This window comes from Mucilaginibacter sp. P5_A4 (assembly GCF_056400605.1).
In genome coordinates, this window is sequence record NZ_JBFUKX010000001.1 from 292933 (window position 1) to 318356 (window position 25424).

14 protein-coding genes and 1 tRNA gene are annotated in these 25424 nt (G+C 42.3%); all 15 read right to left on the reverse strand.

Features of this window, described 5'->3' with window-relative positions; translation table 11 throughout:
• Positions 1-147 precede the first annotated feature (147 nt).
• Positions 148-2823 carry a DUF7133 domain-containing protein gene (locus AC1DQW_RS01260; protein ID WP_477452468.1) on the reverse strand — a complete coding sequence of 892 codons (2676 nt, stop codon included), beginning with the start codon at positions 2821-2823 and terminating at the stop codon, positions 148-150.
• A 412-nt stretch (positions 2824-3235) separates the two neighbouring features.
• Positions 3236-3589, reverse strand: a complete 354-nt coding sequence (locus AC1DQW_RS01265) for a gliding motility-associated C-terminal domain-containing protein (protein ID WP_477452469.1) — start codon at positions 3587-3589, stop codon at positions 3236-3238.
• Complete coding sequence (locus tag AC1DQW_RS01270; protein ID WP_477452470.1) at positions 3579-6728, reverse strand: hypothetical protein; 3150 nt, start codon at positions 6726-6728, stop codon at positions 3579-3581. Before AC1DQW_RS01270 ends, AC1DQW_RS01265 begins: the two co-directional genes overlap by 11 nt.
• Before the next feature lie 999 nt (positions 6729-7727).
• Positions 7728-7801: transfer RNA gene (locus AC1DQW_RS01275), tRNA-Asp, on the reverse strand.
• A gap of 199 nt (positions 7802-8000) precedes the next feature.
• Positions 8001-10385, reverse strand: coding sequence for a hypothetical protein (locus AC1DQW_RS01280; protein ID WP_477452471.1), 2385 nt, complete (start codon positions 10383-10385; stop codon positions 8001-8003).
• 79 nt (positions 10386-10464) lie between these two features.
• Positions 10465-11640 carry a DUF4249 domain-containing protein gene (locus tag AC1DQW_RS01285; protein WP_477452472.1) on the reverse strand — a complete coding sequence of 392 codons (1176 nt, stop codon included), beginning with the start codon at positions 11638-11640 and terminating at the stop codon, positions 10465-10467.
• Positions 11641-11689: 49 nt separating this feature from the next.
• The gene (locus AC1DQW_RS01290; RefSeq protein ID WP_477452473.1) at positions 11690-12844 is read right to left on the reverse strand and encodes a DUF4249 domain-containing protein; all 1155 of its coding nucleotides are present in this window, start codon (positions 12842-12844) and stop codon (positions 11690-11692) included.
• Between the two features lie 10 nt (positions 12845-12854).
• A complete protein-coding gene (locus AC1DQW_RS01295; RefSeq protein ID WP_477452474.1) occupies positions 12855-15632 on the reverse strand; it encodes a TonB-dependent receptor domain-containing protein in 2778 nt (925 codons plus the stop codon).
• A 112-nt stretch (positions 15633-15744) separates the two neighbouring features.
• Positions 15745-16488: a hypothetical protein gene (locus AC1DQW_RS01300; protein WP_477452475.1), complete on the reverse strand. Its 744-nt coding sequence runs from the start codon at positions 16486-16488 to the stop codon at positions 15745-15747.
• Between the two features lie 120 nt (positions 16489-16608).
• Entirely contained in the window at positions 16609-16797 is a 189-nt protein-coding gene (locus AC1DQW_RS01305) for a hypothetical protein (RefSeq protein WP_477452476.1), read from the reverse strand.
• Positions 16798-17181: 384 nt separating this feature from the next.
• Positions 17182-20247 (reverse strand): translation initiation factor IF-2, encoded by a 3066-nt coding sequence (gene infB, locus AC1DQW_RS01310; protein ID WP_477452477.1) that lies wholly within the window; start codon positions 20245-20247, stop codon positions 17182-17184.
• 59 nt (positions 20248-20306) lie between these two features.
• Entirely contained in the window at positions 20307-21542 is a 1236-nt protein-coding gene (gene nusA / locus AC1DQW_RS01315; protein ID WP_477417610.1) for a transcription termination factor NusA, read from the reverse strand.
• A 3-nt stretch (positions 21543-21545) separates the two neighbouring features.
• On the reverse strand, positions 21546-22010 hold the full coding sequence (gene rimP, locus AC1DQW_RS01320) for a ribosome assembly cofactor RimP (RefSeq protein ID WP_477452478.1): 465 nt from the start codon (positions 22008-22010) through the stop codon (positions 21546-21548).
• Positions 22011-22136: 126 nt separating this feature from the next.
• Entirely contained in the window at positions 22137-22994 is an 858-nt protein-coding gene (locus AC1DQW_RS01325; RefSeq protein ID WP_477452479.1) for a hypothetical protein, read from the reverse strand.
• Positions 22991-25351, reverse strand: coding sequence for a S9 family peptidase (locus AC1DQW_RS01330; RefSeq protein WP_477452480.1), 2361 nt, complete (start codon positions 25349-25351; stop codon positions 22991-22993). Before AC1DQW_RS01330 ends, AC1DQW_RS01325 begins: the two co-directional genes overlap by 4 nt.
• Positions 25352-25424 lie beyond the last annotated feature (73 nt).

The following is a 25424-nucleotide window of genomic DNA, read 5'->3' on the forward strand; positions in this document are numbered from 1 at the left end:
GCACATATAATATTTCTATATTTTTCTCGATTTTTTTGAATAATTCTATTCTTTAATGCCAATTATTGTCCATTTTTTTGAACTTAACTAAACATATCTTGGGGACCTATTAATTTTGTTCATTAAGGCAAGACTTGCTCATCGTACTTAATTTTTTTGTTGCGAAAGAAAAGTGATAAGGGAGGCAAACTCATCATATGATAACGCATTGGCAAGACCGGTAGGCATCATGGATGTTTTTAATTCTTTACGGCTAATTACGTCGGCAGTTTTAATCGTAAAAATTTCGCCGATAATATTTCGCATCACTATTTTTTGGGCCGATTCCGCGGTAATAAACCCCATATAACTTTTGTTCCCTTTTGCGGATATCATGACCGTGGCGAAGCCTTGAGAAATTGACGCATTAGGTTTAAGAACCGACTCTGCAATTTGCTGCCGTGTCATGATGGAGCCAATTTGCCCCATAAACGGCCCTTTGGGTTTTTCACTCCTGGTAAGGTTATGACAGGCTATGCAGCCCTGGCGGGCAAAAAGAGCTTTTCCCTTTAAGGGGTCGCCCTTTATTTTTGCAATCATCAGCATCACATCCTCTATGGACGTTTTTCCTATTTGCCCTTTCCTGTTCCTGATCTTTGCCAGGTCTATCTTAACTTCTTTCGAGGCAACACTTTTCTCCTCACCGCCAAACATCGTAATACCCATTTGATGGCGGGCATTTAAATCGGCAAAAAGTTGTTTCCTGTTGGGTGCTGATTTTGCCCATTCAGTTTTTAAAAACTTCTCAATTCGCGACGAGCCTTCCCACGTAACGCCTTTGTAAATCGGTCCGTGCGAATCGGGCCTCGTGCCCCACCACCATGAAGCATCATAAGCGTCTTCTTTTTTGTAAAGCCGGGATAGCGTTACCAGTATTTGCTTTTTGATTTTTTCATCCTTAACTTTTGAATAGGACTCAATTAAACCATCAACAGCTTTAGTATCATACATATATCTTAAAGCCCATAGTGCAAGGGGCGAATTCCCTGTTCCGATTGCGTTAACGCAATCACTAACAGCATGCATACTTACGAGGGCTTTTACCGCCAGGTGTGCCGGTATAATTGCAGAATTAGGTTTGGCATGAGGGCCCTCCTCATTTTTGCCCGGCGCCGCAAAGGTAGCCGGAACGCGGGTTGCTAATAATTGTGGCGCTGCAGCTATTTTGCCGAGGCGGCCCAAGCCTACAATAGCTGCGGCCTGAACCCGTTCGGAAGGATCCTTTAAGCCGGCTAAAAACGGCTCGATGGGTAAGTTTTGGATGCCGGACTTTCTGTCGGCCAGCGCCCTTAAGGCAAATTCCTTTAACTCTTCGTTTTTAGAAAGCTGTACTAACGCAGGTATCCCGTTTTCACGGGCCGCCTGGGCATAGGTGTAAATACCCGCTACCCGGGCATATAAGGGCAGGCTTCCATCATTTGCAATTGCAAGCGACAGTCTGCTGCTCTCTTCAACAGGCCGGGTAATGAGTTTCTGAGACGCGCTTAACCTAGTTACAGCGCTTGCCGATTTAAGTAAGTTTGCCAGATCGCCTGATGAAGCAGCATTAAGATCGGGGAAAGCTTTATAGGTCCAGTTTTTGGGCACAGCCCTCACAACATAGCCTTTAGCCGGATCGCCAGAATAACCAGCGCCATCCCATGCAGAAAGGTAAAGTCTTCCAGACCCATCTACATCAAGATCTGTAATTTGCGGCAATTGAATAAACTCTTCTTCTTTTTGCTGAAAGCTGGCGCCATCGGGTTTTATACGGTTAATATAAAGTTCGCTTCTTCCCCAGTCGGCTGTCATTGGTACACGGTTATATTTTTCCGGCCAGGTGGGCTCGTCCATAAACAAAGAGCCTGTGCCCGATCCTCCCCCTAAATCTACAAGGGCCGGTAAAATCTCATCCGTAAAGTGCTGAAACAATAAGGGGTACCCATATTCGCCCGATTGTATGTGGTGAGAAAAACGGATGTTCCATCCACCGCCATCATTGGTATTGTCCCTTGTGAAAATGTTCATGTAGGGGTCAATGGCAACGTCATAAATGTTCCTGGTTCCATGCGTGTAAATCTCCATCTCCGTTCCATCTGGCCGCACTCTAACTATACCACCACCCAGCATGGTTAGTTTTTGGCCGCTGCGGTCAACAGCATCATGAAATCCAAAGTCACCAACAGCAATATATATCCAGCCGTCAATGCCCATACGTATTCCATTAGTAGCGTGGTCTGTACCTCTTTCAGCCAGCATGTGCGCATTGCTTATGTGCTCAATAAGCGGTTTTGCAGTTCCGTCAGCAATGCCGTTCTGGTCGTTGTCTGTAAAAACTTCCAGGTTCATCCCACTTGCCTTACCCGTTTCTTTAGAGAATACGGTGTGCATTACAAAAACCTGGTCGCCCATAACGAGGATACCCCGGGGATCATCAACCTCGGCAAATTCTGTATGCTTGTCTATTTTACCGTCATTATCACTGTCTACAAGTCTGATAATTTTTCCTTTTCCAGGGGTTTTGCCTAACGAACCCATCATATCAACACCAACAAATACTTCACCAGTTGGCGCTGTCGCAATGCAGGCGGGGCTTGGCGTAAGCCCGGGGCCTGCAAATGTAGTAACAGTTAATCCATCCGGCCACCGCAAAGAATCTTTGTGCGCAGTACCTAAGGCTTGCCTTTGAATTAACAAAGAAGGTTTGGTTTGAGATTGACTTTCTTGAAAAAAAGCACCTGTAAGGTACCTGAACATACCTAAAATGACTATGACAAAAAACAGCGTGAAGGAAAATTTTAGCATAAGTGGTTTGAGTTTATGGATAATTATTACACTATCAAACGGCTAAATTTATGTGTTTCATTTAATGATAGTTGCATTTATTTCAATCTTTATCATTTAATCCCCTACTTTTTGACAATATACCCCCATCGGGTCAGTTCGCAAAAAAATAACTTAGTTGCCCAAATCAATTTTAACCCTTAGTTTAAAGATCTCTCAATAAATACATAAGGGCCGGATTTAAATTAGTGGTACACCCTACTCGCAGAATATTACAGGTGTAGGTGGTGCCGACAGCCGCTTTTGGGGTTATTAAACTTCTTCGATAACGGGAGCAACTATGCTTTAGCGGAATCTTTCAAGCCACGATCTCTTATTACGGTCTGGGATACTCTTTCGAAGTTGTAAACTTCGAATAACGGCTTTGAGCAAATCACCACAGCAATGTCAAGCTGCCCGATAATATGCTGCAGCTGGTGCTTAAATTAATAATGTAATAATACACGCCTGTAGGTAATTGTTTCCCGTTCATAGTGCCGTTAAAGGGGTGCATATAACCCTTTGATTCAAATACTTTTTGCCCATAGCGGTTAAAAACTTGAACAAGGGAAGCGGGATAATTGTCGATACCGGGGATATTCCAGTAATCGTTAACGCCATCATTGTTTGGGGTGAATGTATTAGGGATGTCGGTTTTTGCAATACCTACACCGATCTGGACTGGGGTACGGTCGCTTTCGCAGGTGCCCGAAAACTGGCTCACATAAACTGTTGTGTTAGCTTGCACACTCAGCTTGAAAATTCCTGTCGACCGGGTATCCACCGGCACAGCGCTTGTTGAAGAGGAATATAGAGGAATATAAATGATAACTGTAAATGGTTTGGGGGTTACCAACTTTTACCAGCACGTCGCCGGGACTGCATAGCTGCATGTTATTAACAACAGGCAATGGAATATCATTTCCTTGATTTTGCACATGGTAAGTTGACGAAACCGGCCCGTTGCAATTGCGGGAGTCGTTAACCAGCAGGGTATAGTCGCCGACATTAGCGGCGGTAAGATCAGCGGATGTGGAAACAATATTATTGCTGGCGTCCGTCCACTGGTAAGTATAAGGCGGTACACCACCGGTCACCTGGATGTTTTTGATGCTCCCTGTTTTTAGCGTGCATTGGTCATCGGTAATTTCTTCCGAACCGTTAACCAGTTGCAGTTGCGGCACACCCGCCACTACGTAATCTTTATAAAGAGTTTCACAGCCGTTTTGGTCAGTAAGGTAAAGCTGGTAGCTGCCAGCCGGCAGGTTGCTCGCCTGGTTACCGGTGGTTACCGTTTGCCCCTGACCGTTCACCCATCGTGCAGCCTTAACTACCGCATCGAATGATACCGAAACGGAGCCATTATTTTGCCCGGAACATGGGTTTTGTATAGCAACATTGTAGGATGGGTAAATGGTTAGCGGCAACAAATCAATATGGTAAGTTTTACTGGTTTTACTGCAGCCGAATGTATTTGAAGCCGTAAGGGTATAGTCGCCCGGAGGTGCAGCAAGTAAGTTAGCAGCAGTGGCGACTACTTTATTATCAGCGTCAATCCATTGATATTGTGTTGCGCCGCTTACCTGTATACCTGTTACCGTTCCGTTGTTATTGCTGCATGTGGCTGCGGTTGTTTGTACTTTACTTTCATCAAGGGTTATACCGTTGATTTCCGTTATCTGGACAACTGTGGAATACACAGCGCCGCACTGGGTATTATCGGTAACCTGCAAAGTGTATTGCCCTGCCGGCTGGCCGGTTAAATCGGCCGTATTGCCAACTTGTTGCTGCGAGGCGTTCTTCCAGCTGTACACCAGCGTGCCGTTGCCGGATGCGGTTATCCCTGTGATGGAACCGATAGATTGGCCGCAGTTGGTAGCCTGAACAACGGATTTCGATTGGTCAATATTGAGACTCGTGGTGTTTTTAAGCACAACCGGGCCGTAGTTGATAGTACAGCCATCTGAGGTTTTAACGGTTAAAAAGTATCTTCCGGCTGATAAATTTTCAATGTCGGTGCCGGTACCGACAACCTTTCCGCTTTCGTCTGTCCACGTTTCGCTAATGATTTCGAATAATGGATCATAGATAAACAACCCTTTGATCGCTCCGGTGTTCGCCCCGCAACTGATGTCGATTTTTGTTAACCCGTTATCATAGACTGCGACCCTGTCATCATTAAGCTGAAAAGGGGCACTGATGATGCAACCGTTTCCTAACACCAACTGATAGGTTCCCGGTGTTCCGGTCCTTAAATCTAAGTCCCTCGATACCACATTTCCTTTATCATCTATCCAATAATAAGGAAGACCGGCCGGCACTTGCAACCCTGTGACAGAAGCTTGGGTGTTACACCGCAAATTAGTTATAACCATATTTTGGGTGTTAATTTCAAACGTCTTGAATGCAGATGTTCTTTTGTTTATGGAGGCAGACGCATAAAAGATCCCTGAAAAATTTAATGGGCTGCTACGCCAATTTCCTGTATTGTCTGCTGGTGTTGTTTCAACATACGTCCTGATACTGCATTTTGCAAAATCGCACGATTCGGATGAATAAATATCAATCGTAGCGCCCGGATCAGCGGTGCCGGATATCGTTGTTTGTGTATTGTTGGTGGCAACCTTGTTTATCGTCAGCGCCGGTAGCGGTTTGCTATTGTAAGAATTATATACGTTGCTTGAAATACATTCATAATCGTTATTCCTGATGAATATATTAGAGGCATTCTCAGTCACAATTGCAGAAACACAATTCGCAAGGAAATTTTTTTTCGTTGGGTCATCGCCGCCGACTGTTATTTGGGCTGTGCAATAGTGAAATGCAATTGGAGCGCCATCATTGGGATGCGAATTGAGCTCCAGGTTTGTCGAGCCGTCTTTCGAGATACCTAAATAGTTATTGTAGAAATTGATCGCACCGCCAACCGTATTTAAAATAAATGCATTGCCGAAACTACCGGCAACATTATTTTCTATATCCATATTCACGGTTGCCAGCACGCTGCTATCAAAGTCTGCGGGACCTGTGTAAGCGACATTTTCTGTCGATAAATTGATAAGTGTGCCTTCCTGGAACATAAAACTAATGGTTTTGCCATCCTGGAATACCCCGAACAAATTTGACTTTACAGCAATATTATTACCGGTTGTTTTTTGAGCAAAAACTAAGTTTACAGCGGTAAAAAAAAGGTTCCCCTCATTTGCATTCCCGCCTATGGTAATATTATTGCATTTATAAAGAGTAACAGGAGGGGTGTAGTCATATTCACTATTGGTTTCATCGTCGTTAAAATCATTGTTTTTTCCTATTCCGATTACACTGTTTTGTAGCGTTACAAAGTTGACATTGCTTAAATTTAGGGAGCTTATGTTAAAACCCCGGATCATATTACCTTTCCCTGCACTTCCAATGATGATATTGGACGATTGCGAGATATTGATGCCTGGCCGTGCTTGCAGGTCAGGGCGGGATTCGTAATCGCCGGTGTAGTCATAGATGTACAGCCCGTAAAATTCAACATCGTTCAAGCCGGTACCCTTGAAGGTTGTAATGGCGATGTAATTATGGGGCGTTGCAATCTTAATAAAGACGTTACTTTTGCCAAACGGCGTTCCGGCTTGCGTTGTGCCATCAATTACCAAATTTGATGACAGATCAGGCAGTTGACTGACCAATGTTATAGTCCTTCCTGCTTCTGTTAAATCCGGCAAATTAAATACGATCAAATCTTTTACGGCGCTTCCGTTGGTCGTAGCCTGCGTCATTGCATCTCGAAGCGTTCCGGGGCCAGCGTCGCCATTACTGGTCACTGTGAATACTGCGCCACGAGCCTTTAAACTCAAAAACAAAAGCAGGAAGAAAAGTAATTGTGTTCTTAATCTCATGGATAAGGCAAAGCGCGCTAAAATTAATTATTTATCCGGAATTTTTAATCTTGATGGTGTATTTCATTATGGCCGTTTGCACCTGCCTCCACTCAAAAAAAAAACCGCGCTACGCACATAAACGGTTTTCGCAGCCCCAAGGAATGTTTCCCGAAGCCTATTCTTTCAAATTTAATGTTGTCGCTCTTCTAAAATTCGGTTCGGCCGGCCTAAAGTAATTCTTTAAAATCTCCCCCATTGTTAGTCGAAATTGAGATAGACACATGATCTCGGGAGGTTAAGCAGTTCGCTTTTACCAATCCATGGGCTGGACCGCATTTATTCGCCTTGCTCAATTGCATGCTTTACCCATTGTAAATACCGTGAAAACACGGGAATTGCAAATTTCGACCTATGTAATATCTTCGTTATTTTAAATTATTGCTAGTAACCAACCAAATCACGATTGATTAATGAAAAGAATAACACTTATCACTGTTGTATCTATATTATGCCTTTGGGTATTCCATACAATCGTTGCAAAACACTGCGCCAAGTTCTAAAACCTTGTACCTTTATAAACATAACGAGTTGCAGGAAGAGACAGGGCTTTATGATTATGGCGCGAGGTTCTATGATCGGTGATTGGGGGGTGAACAACGCCCGATCCTCTTGCAGAAAAGTTTGAGCAGGTAACTGCTTACAATTATGGATTAAATAATCCGATTACGATGATAGATAGGGCAGTATGTTGTTTCAGTTCATTACGAAATGACCTATGCAAAACTAAGAGAATTAGGTTGTTAAAAAAAAGAAGCTGATTTGATTGCTCATTATGCAAGTACTTATTCAGGATCATCCGTCTTTTAATTAAGATGTTTAAGAATTGAACATCTTGATATACAGTTGTTTATAACGATTTCGGCGCAAAAATAATCCATGAAACGGGCGCTTATGGCATAAAAAAAGCGCCTAAATCATTGATTTAAGCGCTCTCGATGGGTTTTGATACCCTTTTAGCGGAATGGACGGGATTCGAACCCGCGACCCCATGCGTGACAGGCATGTATTCTAACCAGCTGAACTACCACTCCGTTTGGGTGTGCAAATATACGCACCATTTTGTATTACACAAGTCCTTTTTTCAAAAAAATTGGATTTGTATGTTTTGCCTTACAGTTTATGGCTTCAAAATGGTATTTGATTATTTTTCTTCATCTATATAAGGTGCTCTATATCAAAACAAAAATGGCCTGATTTACAACCGGGGTTACTTTTAAACTATCCATTTTTTTATTTTACTTCAAAGCTAAAATATTGGCTTCCGGCGTTGCCATTATCGTTTATCCCCTGTATTGAGCCCACATATTTACCTTTTTGATCGGATGTATAAAATGATACAACGCCTTTGCCAGCCGGGCTTGTATAAACATCGGGCGACCAAAACAGCAGATTCCTAAAATCCGGGACCCGGCTTTTTTCTGCTTTTTCGGTGTCATAAACAGGAGCGTAAAACTCCCGCTTCAATTGCATTCCTTCGTAATCAAGTACTACAGCATGTGGGTCCATTTCAACGCCGCCAAGATCACCTTTGTAGGTTGTAAAGCTAAATACACCTTCGTTTACTGATGGGCCATAAAAATAGCGATCTCTTATAACCTCAAGCTTTCTAACCTTTAACGGATCAATAGCCATTACTTTATCTATATTAAATACCGGTACATCGTCCAGTAAAACAAGGGGATCACCGTCTAAAAATCCATTTTCATTTAAAACTTTTATATGATATCTGCCCCTGGAGCGTACAATATTGTCTTCTCTTACATATTCGCGCAATACTTCTTCCATGGTGGTAAAGCGGGTATAATTATCTAAAAGGTATGTTTTGTGAGGCTGAGCATAAAAACCAGCACTATCAACCCCCGGATCATAAAAGCGTTTTATTTTACTTCCTGCATATACATTTTGTACCTGCATGGCCAGGCTATGTTCTTCTAATGCTTTTTTCATGCCCGGTAGTAAGCTATACTTTGGCCAGCCATATTTGCTATACTGTTCAGAGAAAGGGCTTAAAACATCTATCCGGAACGTAGAATCCCTCTCAGAATTTGTTTGAGCTACAACTTCACCCGGGCCAAATAATTGTTTTGTATTGAATACCAACCTGCCTGATGAGTCGCTTTTTGAAACATATAACTGTACTCTTTTGCCCGGCACACTTAAATAAGTCACTACATCTTTTGCGGGATTGCCTGTTATAGTACTTGTTATTTTGGCGGTTATAAGGTGATCATTATACTCCGGTAAAAAAGTAAACGCAGGGCGAGTATTGTTTAATATATTGCTCCATTGAAACCTGCGCCAGCCTTGTGAAAGCATCAGGTTGTCTATAGCCGCGTCGGCTTCGCTATTGGTGTTTTTAAAATAATAACCGGGCGTTTCAATGTTTCCCCGAAGATCTGACCGCAACCACAGGTAGCTAAATATATCATCCGTATCCAAGTGCTGTAATGAATCGATACGGTAAACAGACAGCGACAAGTTTGCCGGAATTGCAGCACCTCTTGTACTTTTTGCTTCTATATTAATACTTACTTTTTTACGGGTGGAGTATAGGGGCTGATCGGTAGTGGCGTTTATCAGTAGCTGTTGTTTTGGACGCTTAAAATACAGCCTTTCACAAACGGGTTGTTTAGCACTGTTAAAAATAGTAATATGCGATACCCCATCGGCCAATTTATTTTTATCAATGCTAAAACTGGCCACTCCGGAATTAAGTGAGGCACTTTCTGCCACTTTCACAAATTGCCTTGTATGTGCAAATAGGAATACCTCATTACCGCCGGCATTACTATTTACAGTGACATCTAAAGTTGATCCATTATCTTTTAATTGCATTACATACCCCCGGCTGTTAACCTCGGGCAATTCTTTAATAACAGAAATACCCGAGCTGGTTTTAATTACTCCCTTATATGTATTATTGGCAACAGGCGTAAACATAAAGCTGCCTATACCAAATTTTAATGGCTGGAAGCGGCACACCGTATCATTATGCTGATTGATAACAGCTCCCCGGTATACAGCAAGACCGTCTCCCCTGGGTGTGGTAACTTTAAAAGCTACTTTGCTGGCTATGCCGGCTACGAGGTTGCCGCCTTCCGGAAAAAATTGAACATCGTAAACAGCGACAGTTTCCTTAGCCGGGGCATCAGGTGATTTTAGTGGGTTTACTATTGTGATGTTTTTTTCAAAATAATAATCGGGACTAAAGTTTTTCATCCAGTTGGTGTAGGCCCTCAATTTGTAATTACCATTGCTTACAGACACCGGGATATATAATGATCCGTTACCTGTGCCATTTTTTATGGCAATTTTAGCCTGTATAATAGCGTTGTGGCCATTATCTATCACATCAACGTAAACTACCTTGCTCAGATTAAAGAGCTTGTGGAAGGCTGCATCAACAGCATAAATCTTAAACCAGATAATTTCCCCTGGCAGGTAGACACTTTTATCAGTATGTGCAAAAACTTTTTCCTGTATTGTTGATTGCTGATATTGGTTAAAGCTGTTCCTGATCTCATCAATTGCCTGTGCAAGGCAAGTTGTTTGCCAATACAGCAGCACCCCAATTGATAAAACTATAATTTTAGCAGCTCTTTTAATTTTTTTCATAGCCAAAGCCTGGTTTCTTAATATTTTAATGCAGGATGTATTTATCATACGCCACCGTTGTTTCTTTTTAATGCCTGTATTATGGTTTCCAGAACGGCGGCGGCAGAGATTGTCCCCTTATTCTGCAATCGGTGCATTCTACTGATGAATATATATACCCTATAATAGTATTCATTTGTACAATTGGCGAAATGGGTATACCTCCCCCGTCTATTATAAAACTTTGCACCTCATGCTGCATGTTTTTGGGGTTGTAAAGCAAGGCACTATCGGCAGAGCAATTATAAGGATACACGGGATACCATTCTATAGGTAACTGGTTGTTATTAATATATATTCTTTTTTGCTGCACATTGGTAATGCTTATGTAACCTATAACAGGTTCTTTAGGATCGGTTACACAATGGATATTTCCCTGCAGCTGTGAGGGCTGCGCATCAAAAATACTACCCAGCTGCTCGGTGTTTTTTTTAATATTTTCCCAAAAACCATACGCCTCCTTTGTTAAGGCATATTGTTTTAATAAAATAGAATACCGCACAGATATTTTCTCGGCAGTAGATGGAATGGTTGTTATTGGCGCCTGGAATACTACATCAGATACCAACTTAGCAGTTGAGCCAATTAGGATGTTACTTGAAGCATCGCCCGTAAAACAATAATATGATGCTTCAGCTTCCTTCCTGTTCCGGATTGCTTTAGTATCTGGATCAACAATAAGACCAGATTCATACCTTGCATGAAACCTCCATGTTTCCTCAAAGTCCCAGCGGTAATAACGGGTATTGTTGCCGGCATCATGCGTGTTAACATAAAGATTAAGGTTGCTGCCTTTAGGTACAAACCCAATGCTATCAATAGCGGGCGTATTTTTTACTGCGATATAATCAGACTCGTATACTTTCTGGGTGTTAGCTATATGCAGACGGTATTTTTTTGATGGATCAAGATTTACTGCGCCGGTTGAAGAATATTTACCGTTATTTAATGGCGAATGTAGTTCTGCAACCGGGTTGCCGGCCTCATCCTGTATGGTAACAGTATAACCAACCTGCGGTGAGCTTTGTACACTCTCGCCTACGTTAACCGTTTGGCTAATGCTGATAACAGTAGGATCGCTGCCTGTATTTATTACTCCTTCTACAACAAGGTAATGATTAGGACTGCTAACAATAGTGGGGTTATATGGCTTCTTGCAGCCGGTAATTGCACCACCTATCATTATCAAATACCATATATATCTAAGCTTCATCATTTTCATAAAATTACTTCCCAAAAGGATGGGGTCTCTACTCTACTTATTATTATTGCCAAAAATCGGGGACATTTACTGTTCCTTTTAATCTACAGTCGGTACATTCAACGGTCGATGCCTCATAAGCCACGATTTTCCCGGTAAAAGGGCTTATTATGGAGGCAATTGGAATAAGGCCTCCTTTAATAATAAAAAGGTCTACATCGTTTTCACCGTCATTATCTAACCGGTATGCACTTTTTTCACACTTACCATCATCGGGCACATACCATGTATTCGGAAAAAGGTTGTTGTCAATAAAAATCCTCTTGGTTTGCACGGTTGATACACTCACATAACCAATAACCGTTTCGGTTGGGTTGGTAATACCGTGAATATTTCCTTTTAATTGTGATGGCTGCGCATCGAAGATGCTGCCAAGCTGTTCGGTATTTTTCCTGATGTTTTCCCAAAACTCATAAGCTTCCTTTGTAAGGGCATATTGCTTTAATAGTATGCTATATTTTATAACCAGTTTTTCTGACGAAGGCGGAATCAGTATAATCGGATGATCAAATATTACATCCTGTGTTAGTTTTTCTGATGATGCCAAAACTATATTGCTCGATTTATCGCCCCTGTAGCAATAGTAAATCATCTCATCTTCCCTTCTCGGTACTATTTCGCCGTTCTTAACTACCAGGCCAGAATTATAGTGGGCATGAAATTTCCAGGCTTCTTCATAGGCCCATCGGTAATATCGCGTAACGTTGGCAGCGTCATGAGCATTTACATTAATCTGCAATCCTTTGCCGGTTATTTTATAAGTAACGCTGTCGATAGGAGGAGTGGGCTTTACAGCAACATAATCAGATGCGTATTCATTAATGCCTGCTGTTTTAATATACAGCCGGTATTTTTTGGTTTTATCAAGATTCAGGGCAACGGCCAGGTAGTGCCCGGCTTTAAATTCCTGCAATGGATAGTTGATGCCGCCTTCACTTTCTACTGCTACCCGCGCATTTGTTTCAAAGGCTAATGAAGCGTTATCTGCTATGTTTACCGTTTTGCTTAAAGTTATAATCGTTGAATCGGAACCGCTGTTAATAACCCCTTCAACTACCAGGTAGCTGTTGAGTGCTATTATAGGTTTGGGGGCATAAGGTTTACGGCAGGCCGCTGTTGCGGTAAGCAATGCTAAACAAACCATATAACTAACCCTCATGCCCATACTATTAAAACCTGATATTGTAATTAATAAACGGAATTGGTTTGGCAAATATGGATAGTTTATAACCGCTTATTACACCACTTTGTGCGGTGAAATAGGTTGAGTAGGCATTTGCCCTGCCGGTAAGGTTATAAACGCCTATGGTGAACGAATTATGGGTTAACTGATGAACCTTATGGTTACCCTCAATGTTCATAGAAAAATCTGACCGGAAATAATCTGGTATGCGATATAGGTTCCTGTCAGAATAATAAACACGCTCCGACCCACCATATACATACTTAGCTATCGGCAATGTTATTGGTCTGCCGGTGCTATAGGTTACATTTAATGATACACTAAACCTGTGCGAAAACCGGTAATTGCCTATAAAATTAAAATCGTGCGGTTTATCAAAATTTGCCGGATAGTATGTGCCGCCATTAATCAGTTCACCTTCATTAGGGTTGGTTTGCCTTAAGAATGTGCGCGAGTAAGTATAACTTATCCAGCCGTTAGCTTTACCCGTAGTTTTCTTGAGTAAAAACTCAATGCCATATGCTTTGCCTTCGGTGGCCAGAACATCGTTTTCAATATGATGGTTTAAAACCAGGTTGGCCCCGCTGCGGTAATCAAGGTAATCTCTCAGGCGTTTGTAGTACACCTCTACAGAAGTTTCAATGGTATTTGATTTCATGTTGTGGTATAATCCCAGCGATACCTGGTCGCCGTATTGCGGTTTAATGTTTGGATCGCTCAATTGCCATACATCTGTTGGCGCAATGGCGGTAGTATTGGATAATAAATGTATGTATTGCCTTAAAGTATTGTAACCGCCTTTTAAAGATGTATTATCGCCTAATTGATACCGCGCCGAAAGCCTGATCTCGGGGCCGGAATATGTTTTTATAAATTTACCACTGGCGTAATTTGTACTATCTAACAAATTTGAACTTGTTTTAGGCAGGTTTGGCGCATAGTTATATACTGTTTGCGGCCCCAGGAAACTATATAAAGAATAGCGTACCCCGCCACTTACCGACAAATCTTCGGTAAAATCATATTTATCGCCAAGATATAATGCGCTCTCCAATGCGCGCTGGGTTGGGATTACATCCGGCGCCACCAATGATTTTGGATTATTGGGTTGGTAATTGCCGGGGTGTAGTTTATAAAAAATAGAGCTTAACCCGAAATTGACAGTGTTTTTGCGATTGAGGTAATAAGTAAAATCGGTTTTAAAATTGGTTTGATTGATATCAAAATTAAGTTTGTAAGCATTTACCGGGTTATCATAGCTGGCAATATTGTATTGATATCTGTCGATACCTGCACCTATAACGCTAAACAGTTTATCGTTAAAGTTATGCTTCCATTTAATATTGGCGTTCCTGTTGCTGTAACCGTATGAAGTATCGCTGTTCAGTTTAAATTTATCCTTGCTTAAATAGGTTGATACATAAATGTTGTTCTTATCATTTACCTGGTGGCTTATATCAAGGTTTAAATCATAAAATGAAGCCTGGCTGTGCTTATATGCTTCTGGTAATAGTTTTAGCAGCCAATCGGAGTAAGTGGTACGGCCGCCAAATGAAAAGGAGGTTTTATCTTTAAAAATAGGACCCTCAACGTTAAGCCTGCTGGTAATTAAACCAATCCCTGCCGATCCGGTAAACTTCTTTTTATTACCCTCGCGGTTGGTAACATCCAGCACAGATGATAAACGCCCGCCAAATTTTTCGGGAATGCTGCTTTTATAGAGCTCTATATCTTTTACAATATCAGGGTTAAATGACGAGAAAAACCCAAAGAAATGTGAGGGGTTATAAATGGTGGCATCATTCATTAAAATAAGGTTCTGATCTGCCGAACCGCCGCGTACGTTGAAGCCTGTAGTTGCTTCGCCCACCGACTGAACGCCTGGCAGCGTTAATACCACCCTTAAAACATCGGCTTCGCCAAAAACGGTTGGCACCTGTTTAATGCTCTTGATATCAAGGCGGTTTACACCTAATTGTACATTACGCACATTGGCTACCTTCTCGGCCGATATTTTCACCTCTTTTAAGCTGGTTACCTGTTCCTTCATTTCAATGATCAGTTTCCCATCTGTGTAAAGCACAATCTGGCGGCGGGTGTCGCGCATGCCTAAGCCCCTGACGCTTAAAATTTGCCTTCCTTTTGGCAGCGTGAGCGTAAAATAACCAAACTGATCTGTGGCTACCCCCGTTTTGGTATTGGTAACGTAAATACTGGCGCCTACCACAGCTTCGCCCGATTTGCTATCACGTACATAGCCCGATAGCGTGGCGCTCCCGGTGCCGATGGTATTTGTTTTGATCCCGATTTCATACAACTTATTTTCTGTAGTAGCTTCAGGAATTATCTTGTCTTTGGTATCGGCAAAATTTGTTGCCGGTATAGTAATGTTATTTTTTATGGTTTCAGGTGCGGCCTTAATGCCAAAGAAACCGGCGGCAAGCGAGGGTTGTATCTCGCGCCCTTTTGTAAGAAATACTTCGCCATCGGCAGTAATTGCATAATGAAAATCAGTGTTTTTAAAAGCAGTGTCAAGCACTGTTTCCACAGGTTTATTATCTAACTGCACAGTTACCTTTAAGCTATCAAACATTGCCGGCTCGTAGTAAAAATGGTAGCCCGTTTTTGCCTCAAGCGTGGTAACAAACGGTTCAATAGTAACCTGTTGAAAGTTTACGCTTATTAACCGCACAGGTGCTTGCTGGCAATACCCAGCTTTTAACATAATCAAAAAGCAAAAACTTAAAAAGTAGATTTTTTTCATCGGTATATTTTAATTTTCACATTATACTATACCTGTTAAGGTTTTATACATGGAATACCTGGTTATAAAAGCAATTACAGTATGCTGATTACACTTTGTTTACAGGAGCGCTTTATTTTGATAATTGATCGTACTCGGCCGCTATCATACGCATAGCCTTTTCGGGATTATCCTTAAACTTAATTTTATTAGCCTTAATATATTGCTGCAGTTCTTTTTTCTTATCCTTTAATACTTTCAGTAAAGCGCTTTGTCCGCTTATCCTGTAGTAGTTATTGTTTTTTTTAAGGAAAAAATCTTTGGACGCTGCAGTAAAAAAAGTTTCGAGTGTTGTTTGCGTAGAAGTGTTTTGAATACTTTTTGACCATTTAACTAAAGCCTGCAGGTGCCCACCGTATAGCTCATCATAAAATCCGGTATTTATTGAAGCCGCAGTATTCAATGAATCGGCGGTCAGATACACGAAATGATGTTCAAGCAGATCGAAACTCTGCACCCTTGATTTCAGTAAGCTATATTTAGAAAATCCGTTGTATAACAAAACAACAACATCATCTTTGTTAATATCATACATCATGGGTACGTTTGAGTAAAATATACCATCGTAGGTAACTGTGCCCTGTCTGAATGCATCTATATCTAAAAAAAAGGCATTGCCTTTTATCAAAGGGCTGTAAGGCTGGTATTCGGGGCCATTATACAGGCGAGACATTTGGCCTATGGAAGAATTATACGCATCAACTACCCGGCCTATGGCATTTTTTTGCATAAGGCTGTCAGTTACCGTTTGGCCACGGGCACGGTCACTTAAAAAAATACATGCGATAAAAAAGCACAGGAGTGGTTTGCTTATCATTTAGGTTTTATAAAAAGGGAATGTACATTACTTTTAATTAATAATCAAACCAGCGGTTTAAAAAGGCCTGCTTATACCAATAATGTATTGATTATGTTACAATTGCATGCCCCAGGTATATTATGCAGGAATATTCATCTTTACAAAATAGCCCGGGTTTGTTCGTTTGCGGAAACTATGGATGATGCCGCAGGTTGTACCCGATAGGACGTTCCAGGTTTCTTTATCAAATAATAATAATAATAATAACGCTTTGCCAAAACTTTGTTCATGGCGGTAGTTGCAATCGGGCTTGTGCTGATTTAGCATACGGTAGTTTTGGGTTAGTAAGATTGAAGTTTTTTTGGTTGGCCAAAAGTATGCACCAATACTTATGGACACAAATAATAATATGGAACGTTTGTTAAACAATAGGGGGCCATTTGTTAAAAAGCGAGGTATTTGGGCTTTACGTTCCCCGGCGGGCACATTCGGGCGCGACCGTCTCATCTGCTTCCTGTTCGCCGGGCCAAAGGTTGGCCGCGGATTCATCCTGGTTCGCGGTGACCATCGATACAATTGCCCTGGTCTAACGTTTCCCGCCACCAAAAATCATTCGGATTTTATTCTTTGTTTGAACCCATACCGGGCGCACAAATAAAAAGGGCCAATCTTCAACAGATCGGCCCTTGTATTTTTAGTAAGCTGATGTTGTTACAATTTCCGCTTAACTTCTACATTCTCGTAAGCTTCAACAATGTCGCCTACTTCAATATTATTAAAGTTTTGGATATTTAAACCGCACTCGTAACCGGTTAATACTTCCTTCACATCATCTTTAAAGCGTTTCAGTGAAGCAAGCTCGCCAGTGTAAATTACAACACCATCACGTACTATGCGGATTTTGCTGTTACGGTTAATTTTACCATCGAGCACCATACAACCTGCAATGGTACCCACCTTGCTGATCTTGAAGGTTTCGCGAATCTCAACGTTAGCCACAATCTTCTCTTCAAAGGTTGGTGCAAGCATACCTTCCATCGCAGCTTTTATCTCATTGATAGCATCATAGATGATAGAGTAAAGCCTGATATCTATCTGCTCGGCCTCGGCCAGTTTACGGGCACTTCCTGACGGACGAACCTGGAAACCGATGATGATGGCATCAGATGCAGAAGCCAGCAATACGTCTGATTCGGAGATCTGACCTACTGCTTTTGATATGATATTAACCTGTATCTGCTCGGTAGATAGTTTCAGCAATGAATCTGACAACGCTTCAATTGATCCATCCACGTCACCCTTAACAATAATGTTAAGTTCCTTAAAGTTACCAACTGCCAAACGACGGCCGATTTCATCAAGTGTAATATGTTTCTGTGTGCGTAAGCCTTGTTCGCGTTGTAATTGCAGGCGCTTGTTGGCAATTTCACGTGCTTCCACTTCGCTTTCCAATACGTTGAACTTATCACCGGCTGTTGGCGCACCCTGCATACCCAATACCTGTACAGGTGTTGATGGCCCTGCAGATTCAACCCTTTGGCCACGCTCGTTGGTTAACGCCTTAACACGGCCACTGTAGCAGCCTGCTAAAATCGGGTCACCTACTTTTAAACGTCCTGATTGTACCAGGATAGTGGTAACAATACCGCGGCCTTTATCCAAAGCAGCTTCAATAACCGTACCTACGGCACGTTTATTAGGATTGGCTTTAAGCTCTAATATTTCGGCCTCCAGCAATACTTTTTCTAATAGCAAGTCGACATTTAAACCGGTTTTAGCCGATATTTCCTGTGACTGGTATTTACCACCCCACTCTTCAACCAAAATGTTCATAGCCGATAGTTGCTCACGGATCTTATCCGCATTGGCGCCCGGCCTGTCAATTTTATTGAAAGCGAAGATAATTGGTGCACCTGCAGCCTGCGCGTGGTTTATGGCCTCGCGGGTTTGCGGCATCACGCTATCATCAGCGGCAATTACTATTATTACAATATCTGTAACCTGTGCACCCCTTGCACGCATGGCGGTAAACGCCTCGTGACCCGGAGTATCCAGGAATGTTATTTTTCCTTTATTATCGGGCAATGTTACTTCATAGGCGCCAATGTGCTGGGTAATACCCCCTGCTTCGCCACCTATAACGTTTGTTTTACGGATAAAATCAAGCAATGATGTTTTACCATGATCCACGTGACCCATAATGGTAACAATAGGTGCACGTGCAACCAGGTCGGCCGGATCATCAATCTGATCAAGGTTAGCCTCTTCATCCTGTGGTTTCACAAACTCAACCTGGTAACCAAATTCATCGGCCACAATAGTTAAAGTTTCTGCATCAAGCCTTTGGTTGATAGATACGAACATACCCAGGCTCATACATGTTGAAATAATCTGGGTTACAGATACATCCATCATGCTGGCCAACTCATTCGCTGTAACAAACTCGGTAACCTTTAGTACTTTTGATTGCAGTTCCTGCTCCATTGCCAGTTCTTCGGCAGTAGCGGCAACATCATCACGTTTTTGACGACGGAATTTAGCCCGTTGTGCAAATTTTCCTGATTTTCCGGCACCACTTAAACGGGCAAGTGTTGCTTTAATCTGGTCTTGTATATCTTTTTCAGATGGTTCTTCCTTAGGACCTGTGTTTTGAGGGGCATTACGGCTGTTCCTGAAATCGGGACGATTACCGCCACCCTGGCTTGGTCCGCCATTTCCTGGGGCACCATTAGTTCTGTTCCTAAAATCAGGACGGTTTGGATTAATGGTTCCACCACCAGATGGTGTATGTGGAGGATGGCTACCGCCGCCGCCTTGCTGGCCATGCGGATGATTGCCGCCACCGCCGCCACCTTGCTGCGGATTTCCCTGGCTATCTTTACGTTTCCTTTTGCGTTTATGATCAGCTGCGCTGTTGGCGTTTGATGATGATGCTATAGGATTACGTTTTGGCGCGTTAACGGGTAACTGTATTTTACCAATAATGTTAGGACCGGTAAGTCTTTCGGCCTTGGCTCTTATAACTTCATCATCAGATTCAGCTGCAGGAGTTTCGGCAGGTTTTTCGGCAACCGGAACCTGTATAACAGGGGCTTGCTCAACCGGTACAACCGGAGCTTGCTCAGCCACAACTTTCGGCTCTTCGGCTTTTGGCGTTTCGGGAACAACCGGTTTGGGAGCTTCTGCTTTAGGCGCCTCTGGTACTATCTCTTTTGGTGTCTCAACTTTTGGTTCCGGTTCCGGTTTTGGTTCTGGAACTACTACTGCTTCCGGCTTTGGCTCCTCTGCTTTAGGCTCAACAACCGCTGGCTTTTCGGCAACGGGTTGTGGTTTTGCATTTAAGTTATTGAGGTCAATTTTACCAACTACCTTAACACCAGGCAATACATCGCCGCGATCCTCGACTTTTTCGGGAGCAACAGGTTCAGCCGGTTTTGGTTTTTCTACCGTGGGTGAAGTATACTGACCAGTATTTTTGATCAGGATCTCTTCGTTCTCAAAATCCCTTGAACGGCGGTTTTCCACAGGCTTTTCAGGAAACGGCGCAAGATCTTCTTTCCGTATCTTTCCGATACTGATCTGCTTGGCTTCCTCTTTGATGCTTTTATCAACAGCAAACTCCTTCAACAATGCGTTGTACATGTCGCCATTTAGCTGGGCCATCGGTTGCTTGTCAACCTTATAACCTTTCGTAGCCAAAAAATCGACAATGGTACCCATACCAATGTTGAGTTCTTTTACTGCCTTAATTAATTTTATTGATTTGTCTTCTGACATTTATTATATTTTCTCTGCTAATTATCGCAAAAATACGATTTTAATTTTGGTTATTATGCTTATTCAAACTCAGCATTCAATATTGATAGCACTTCTTTTACCGTTTCCTCTTCCAGATCGGTACGTTTTACCAATTCGCCAACAGTTAAAGCCAATACCGATTTTGCTGTATCTAAACCAATTCGTTTAAATTCATCAATTATCCAGCTATCAATTTCATCTGTGAATTCTTCGATATCCACATCCTCGTCATGCTCATCTGCCTCACGGTAAACATCTATCTCATAGCCTGTTAACTTGCCTGCAAGTTTAATATTATGCCCGCCGCGACCGATCGCTAAAGATACCTGGTCGGGTTTTAAGTATACAGCCGCTGTTTTTTTCTCATCATCTAATTTAATAGATGTGATTTTGGCAGGCGACAATGCACGCTGAATATAAAGCTGAATATTGTTGGTGAAGTTAATCACGTCGATATTCTCATTTTTTAATTCCCGAACGATGCCGTGTATACGTGAACCTTTCATACCCACGCAGGCGCCAACCGGATCTATACGGTCATCATATGATTCAACCGCCACTTTGGCTCTTTCGCCCGGCTCACGCACAATTTTTTTAATGGTGATCAGTCCGTCGAAAATTTCGGGTACTTCAAGCTCAAACAAACGCTGTAAAAACTCAGGTGCGGTACGCGAAATAATGATCTTAGGGTTGCTGTTCAGCATATCTACCTTATAAACAACAGCTTTTACACTATCGCCTTTTTTAAAGTAGTCGGCCGGGATCTGCTCCGTTTTTGGAAGCAACAATTCGTTACCTTCATCATCAAGCACCAGGGTTTCTTTTTTCCAAACCTGGTAAACCTCTCCGGTAACAATTTCGCCAACGCGATCTTTGTATTTTTTAAAGATCTCGTCTTTTTCCAGTTCTAAAATTTTTGAAACCAGTGTTTGGCGTGCCGCCAAAATAGCACGGCGGCCAAAGCTTTCCAGGGTGATCTGCTCAATTTGCTCGTCGCCCACTTCCAGGTCCGCATCAAACAATTTTGCCTCTGCCAGTTCAACTTCCAGGTCATCATCTTCACTAAACCCATCTTCCATAACCTTACGGGTTCGCCAGATCTCTAAGTCACCATTATCGGTGTTCACAATTACGTCGCAATTTTCATCGGTGCCGTATTTTTTCCTGATCATGCTTCTGAAAACGTCTTCCAAAACGCTCATCATGGTTGGGCGGTCAATGTTCTTGAAATCTTTAAATTCCTGAAAAGAATCAATTAAATTAATATTGCTCATTTTCTACTTGAATGATATTAAAACTTTTGTTTCTGTTATTTGATTAATAGGGATAACGCTTTCAACAGTTTCGGCCTTTTTCCCTTTTTCTTTTATTTTTTCTTCAATTATGATGGCATCCTCGGTTAATGCCGATAAAATACCTTCACGTTTAGCGCCATCGGTCATCTTAATGCCTAAAGTACGCCCAATGTTTTTGGCATATTGCCTTGGCGATGATAGTGGAAAATCAATCCCCGGCGATGATACTTCCAGGTTATATGCAGTTTCTATCACATTCTCTTCCTCTAAATGGAAGCCCACATGCCTGCTTACTGCCACACAATCATCAATACCTACACCATTGTCGCCATCCAACAAAACGATAAGCTTTCCGTTCGAATGCATTTTAACATCCACTAAAAACAAATTCGGCTTATCGGCTATCTTTTCTTCTACGAGTTCCCGTACCCTTTTTTCAATGTTCATTACCCGCCTTTTTGATTGATAATTTTTAATTGATAAAATAAAAGAGGGGGCTATAATTGCCCCCTCTTTTATTCATTGAGTGCAAATATAATCAAAATTATTAATTTTTCAAGCACATAGGATAGTTTATTGCTTAAAAATCAAATCTGTATAGGGTAAATTCCCCAGTTTGTTGTGCCCCATGATATAATCTGAGGCGCTGGTATTCGCATCAAATTTATAGTAGCGTACAAAATAGGCTTGTTGTGCAGCAAATGGTGTATCCGGCGTAAACATAACCGCGCTGTCTTTTACCAAATACTTACCTGGTTGAACCGGTTGATAGTTTTTCATATCGGTATCGGCAGGCATTTTATAAACGGGCGCCAGGCTTTGCCAGTTACCACCCGATGAATCGCGGTTGATATCCTGCATTATAGCATAGTCAATACCGGTTATTTTGATGGAATGTTTATCGGGAGTGAGGTGTACTTGGACTTGATTGACGCTGGTTTTGTTGGAGGAGCATCCAAAGGAGAAAAGTATTAAAAACAGGAGTGTTTTAATACTGAACGCTAAATGACGCATTGTCATCCTGAACGCAGTGAAGGATCTGTTTGCAGACTGTACAGGGCGAAGAGGCATGGTGAATAATAGATGCTTCACTCCGTTCAGCATGACAAATGTTTTTTTTGCAAACTCGTCATGCTGAGTTGTAAAATTTGGCGAAAATCTGAAGGGGAAATGCCGTTTTAAAAGGTTTGTCATCCTGAACGTAGTGAAGGATCTGTTCGCAGACTGTACAGGGCGAAGAGGCATGGCGAATAATAGATGCTTCACTGCGTTCAGCATGACAAATGGCTTTTTTGCAAACACGTCATGCTGAACTTGTTTCAACATCCCACACGCTGAGTCAACACCTTGCATATCGATGACCTTGCATGTGGGATTCTGATCTGGCCAATTGACAGAAGGGATGACTTCTTTATTTATAAATCCTTTCATTTCTTCAGCGTTTGTTCAAACAACTTAAAAATCCGCTTGTACTCATCCGTCCAGCTGCTGGCTTGCTCAAAGCCGTGATCTTCTACCGGGTATGATGCCAGCTCCCAGTTTTCTTTGTGCAGCTCTATCAGCTTTTGGCTCAGGCGGATGATATCCTGGTAGTTCACATTCTGATCTATCATCCCGTGCAGCATCAGCAAATTGCCTTTTAATCCATTGGCAAAATATATGGGTGAACTTTTACGGTAAGCAGTTTCATCGGTAAATGGTTCATTTAAAATGTTGGATGTGTACTCGTGGTTATAATGCGCCCAATCGGTAACAGAACGGATTGCTCCACCGGCTGCGAAAACGTCCGGCTCGGTAAACATACCCATCAGGGTAATAAAACCGCCGTACGATCCGCCGTATAAACCAACATGCTTAGGATTTACGCCGTATTTATCAACCAGGTATTTTACACCATCAACCTGGTCTGTTAAATCTTTACCGCCCATATGGCGATAGATGCCGGTACGCCAGTCGCGGCCATAGCCGGCGCTTGCTGTATAATCAATATCAATCACGGTATAACCATTATCGGCCAGCATATTGTTGAACATAAACTCGCGGAAATAGTAGCTCCAGGAATAAGTTACCTCCTGCAAATAACCTGCACCATGCACAAATACAACAGCTGGTTTTGCCGCATCAGCTTGTTTGGGCAGGTAAAGCCGTGCATAAACATCGCTGCCATAGCGGTTTTTAAAGGTGATGACCTCCGGATCCCGCCATGGGTACGACCTATATTCGGCACTTACCGAATTAGTTGCCTGCATAGCTTTTGCACCTGGCTTATTAGCCTGCACATACAGATCCCATGGCTTATTGGAGTACGAATAGCGGATAGCCAGCCATTTTTCATCGGGCGATAGTGATACATCATTACCGCCTTTCATGCCGGTTATTTTAGTAGGAGTGCCGCCGTTAACCGGGATGCTGTAAAAGCTGGTTGCACCGGGATGATCAATATTGGCCGTAAAATAAAACTTCTTTTTGTCGTTGGCCAATTGCAGGGTTTGTACCTCCCATTTGCCACTGGTTAGTTGCTTTTTGGCAGCTGTGTTTACATCAACTATATATAGGTGTGAGTAGCCGCTGGCCTCGCTCTGGAAATAAAAGTGATTATTATCAATAAACCCCACATTACCCGTTGCTGAGTCGTCTATACCGGGCCCGCCAATCCACGCTTCATCCCGCTGGCGGTCCAACAGGGTTAGTTTGCCTGTTAAAGGGGCAAGGCGCATGATCCAGCGATCTTTATTATCCAGGGCAGAGATGATCACAACCGCATTTGCACCGTTATCACTCCAAAAAGGGCCTTCTATGGTTACCTGCCTGTCGGCATTTTGCTTTTTAAGTTCCTCAAGCTCTTTGGGGTAATCCTTTACATAATCGGGCAGGTCTTTTATACCGGGGATATCATTGGTGATAATACGGTAAACCGTATCGCGTTGCCTATCGAAAATATAAGTTTCGGAAGTTGATGATGGCCGCCCTACTTTGGAGCGGTTAGGAATATCCTCTGTAAAACCCGATTCGGTTACATAGTTAGGAACTATCGCGTTTTTAACATCCTCTGCGGGTTTGGTTAGCCTATAGGTTACAAACCGTTCATCCGGACTGGCCTTAACCCTGCCAACTCTTTTATCGCCAAAAACCAATTCCTTTAATTGTTTAGGCTCCATGGCAGCATTCTCTACAGAATCATATTTTTCTTGTTTTTCCTCGATTTTTATAATATCAAACAATTCAAATTGTTGTTTTTTAAGCCATTTTTCCTGTTCGTTAACCTCATCCTTGCTTTTTTTACCTTTTACTTTCACAAAGTTGGTTAGCTGTTCAAGCCCGGTACCGTTAAGTTTTAAGGCAAACAGGTTGTTGCTTTGCGAAAATATTACCCGGCTTTCATCGCCACTAAAAACCGGTGAGCTCTCGCGCTGTTCGGTGTGAATGAGCTGTATTGTTTTGCCCGATTTAAGATCTTCCAAAAACAGGTCGCCATTTTTTTCAAAAACCTTTTGGGTATGTATTTTATTCCAGCTACCATTACCGGGTAAGCTGCGCCGATCGGCAATACTCACTTTTTGTGGCGTAATGTTAGCTGGAGTGACGGCAAATAGCCCCTCGGTGCCTGCTTTATCAGGGTTCCAGGTAAAAAGAACCTTTTTGCTGTCATCGCTCCAGTGGATATTTGAGGGCGATACCCCAATCCATTTTGGGTCGCGCATAATCTTTTCTATCGTGAGCGTATCAAGCTTTTGGGCAAATGCAGCTGTAGTGTTTGCGATTAATAACAGCGTAAATATTTTTTTCATTTTCGGTCTTTATCCAGCGTAATAATTACGCGAATGCAATTTAACAGTTTAGGTTTGGTTTGCTAATTTTAAC

Bases quoted from the DNA above. Each gene is read 5' to 3' on its own strand.
- AC1DQW_RS01260 (WP_477452468.1), bottom strand. From the start codon at position 2,823: ATGCTAAAATTTTCCTTCACGCTGTTTTTTGTCATAGTCATTTTAGGT.
- AC1DQW_RS01270 (WP_477452470.1), bottom strand. From the start codon at position 6,728: ATGAGATTAAGAACACAATTACTTTTCTTCCTGCTTTTGTTTTTGAGT.
- AC1DQW_RS01280 (WP_477452471.1), bottom strand. From the start codon at position 10,385: ATGAAAAAAATTAAAAGAGCTGCTAAAATTATAGTTTTATCAATTGGG.
- AC1DQW_RS01285 (WP_477452472.1), bottom strand. From the start codon at position 11,640: ATGATGAAGCTTAGATATATATGGTATTTGATAATGATAGGTGGTGCA.
- AC1DQW_RS01290 (WP_477452473.1), bottom strand. From the start codon at position 12,844: ATGAGGGTTAGTTATATGGTTTGTTTAGCATTGCTTACCGCAACAGCG.
- AC1DQW_RS01295 (WP_477452474.1), bottom strand. From the start codon at position 15,632: ATGAAAAAAATCTACTTTTTAAGTTTTTGCTTTTTGATTATGTTAAAA.
- AC1DQW_RS01300 (WP_477452475.1), bottom strand. From the start codon at position 16,488: ATGATAAGCAAACCACTCCTGTGCTTTTTTATCGCATGTATTTTTTTA.
- AC1DQW_RS01305 (WP_477452476.1), bottom strand. From the start codon at position 16,797: ATGCTAAATCAGCACAAGCCCGATTGCAACTACCGCCATGAACAAAGT.
- infB (WP_477452477.1), bottom strand. From the start codon at position 20,247: ATGTCAGAAGACAAATCAATAAAATTAATTAAGGCAGTAAAAGAACTC.
- nusA (WP_477417610.1), bottom strand. From the start codon at position 21,542: ATGAGCAATATTAATTTAATTGATTCTTTTCAGGAATTTAAAGATTTC.
- rimP (WP_477452478.1), bottom strand. From the start codon at position 22,010: ATGAACATTGAAAAAAGGGTACGGGAACTCGTAGAAGAAAAGATAGCC.
- AC1DQW_RS01325 (WP_477452479.1), bottom strand. From the start codon at position 22,994: ATGAAAGGATTTATAAATAAAGAAGTCATCCCTTCTGTCAATTGGCCA.
- AC1DQW_RS01330 (WP_477452480.1), bottom strand. From the start codon at position 25,351: ATGAAAAAAATATTTACGCTGTTATTAATCGCAAACACTACAGCTGCA.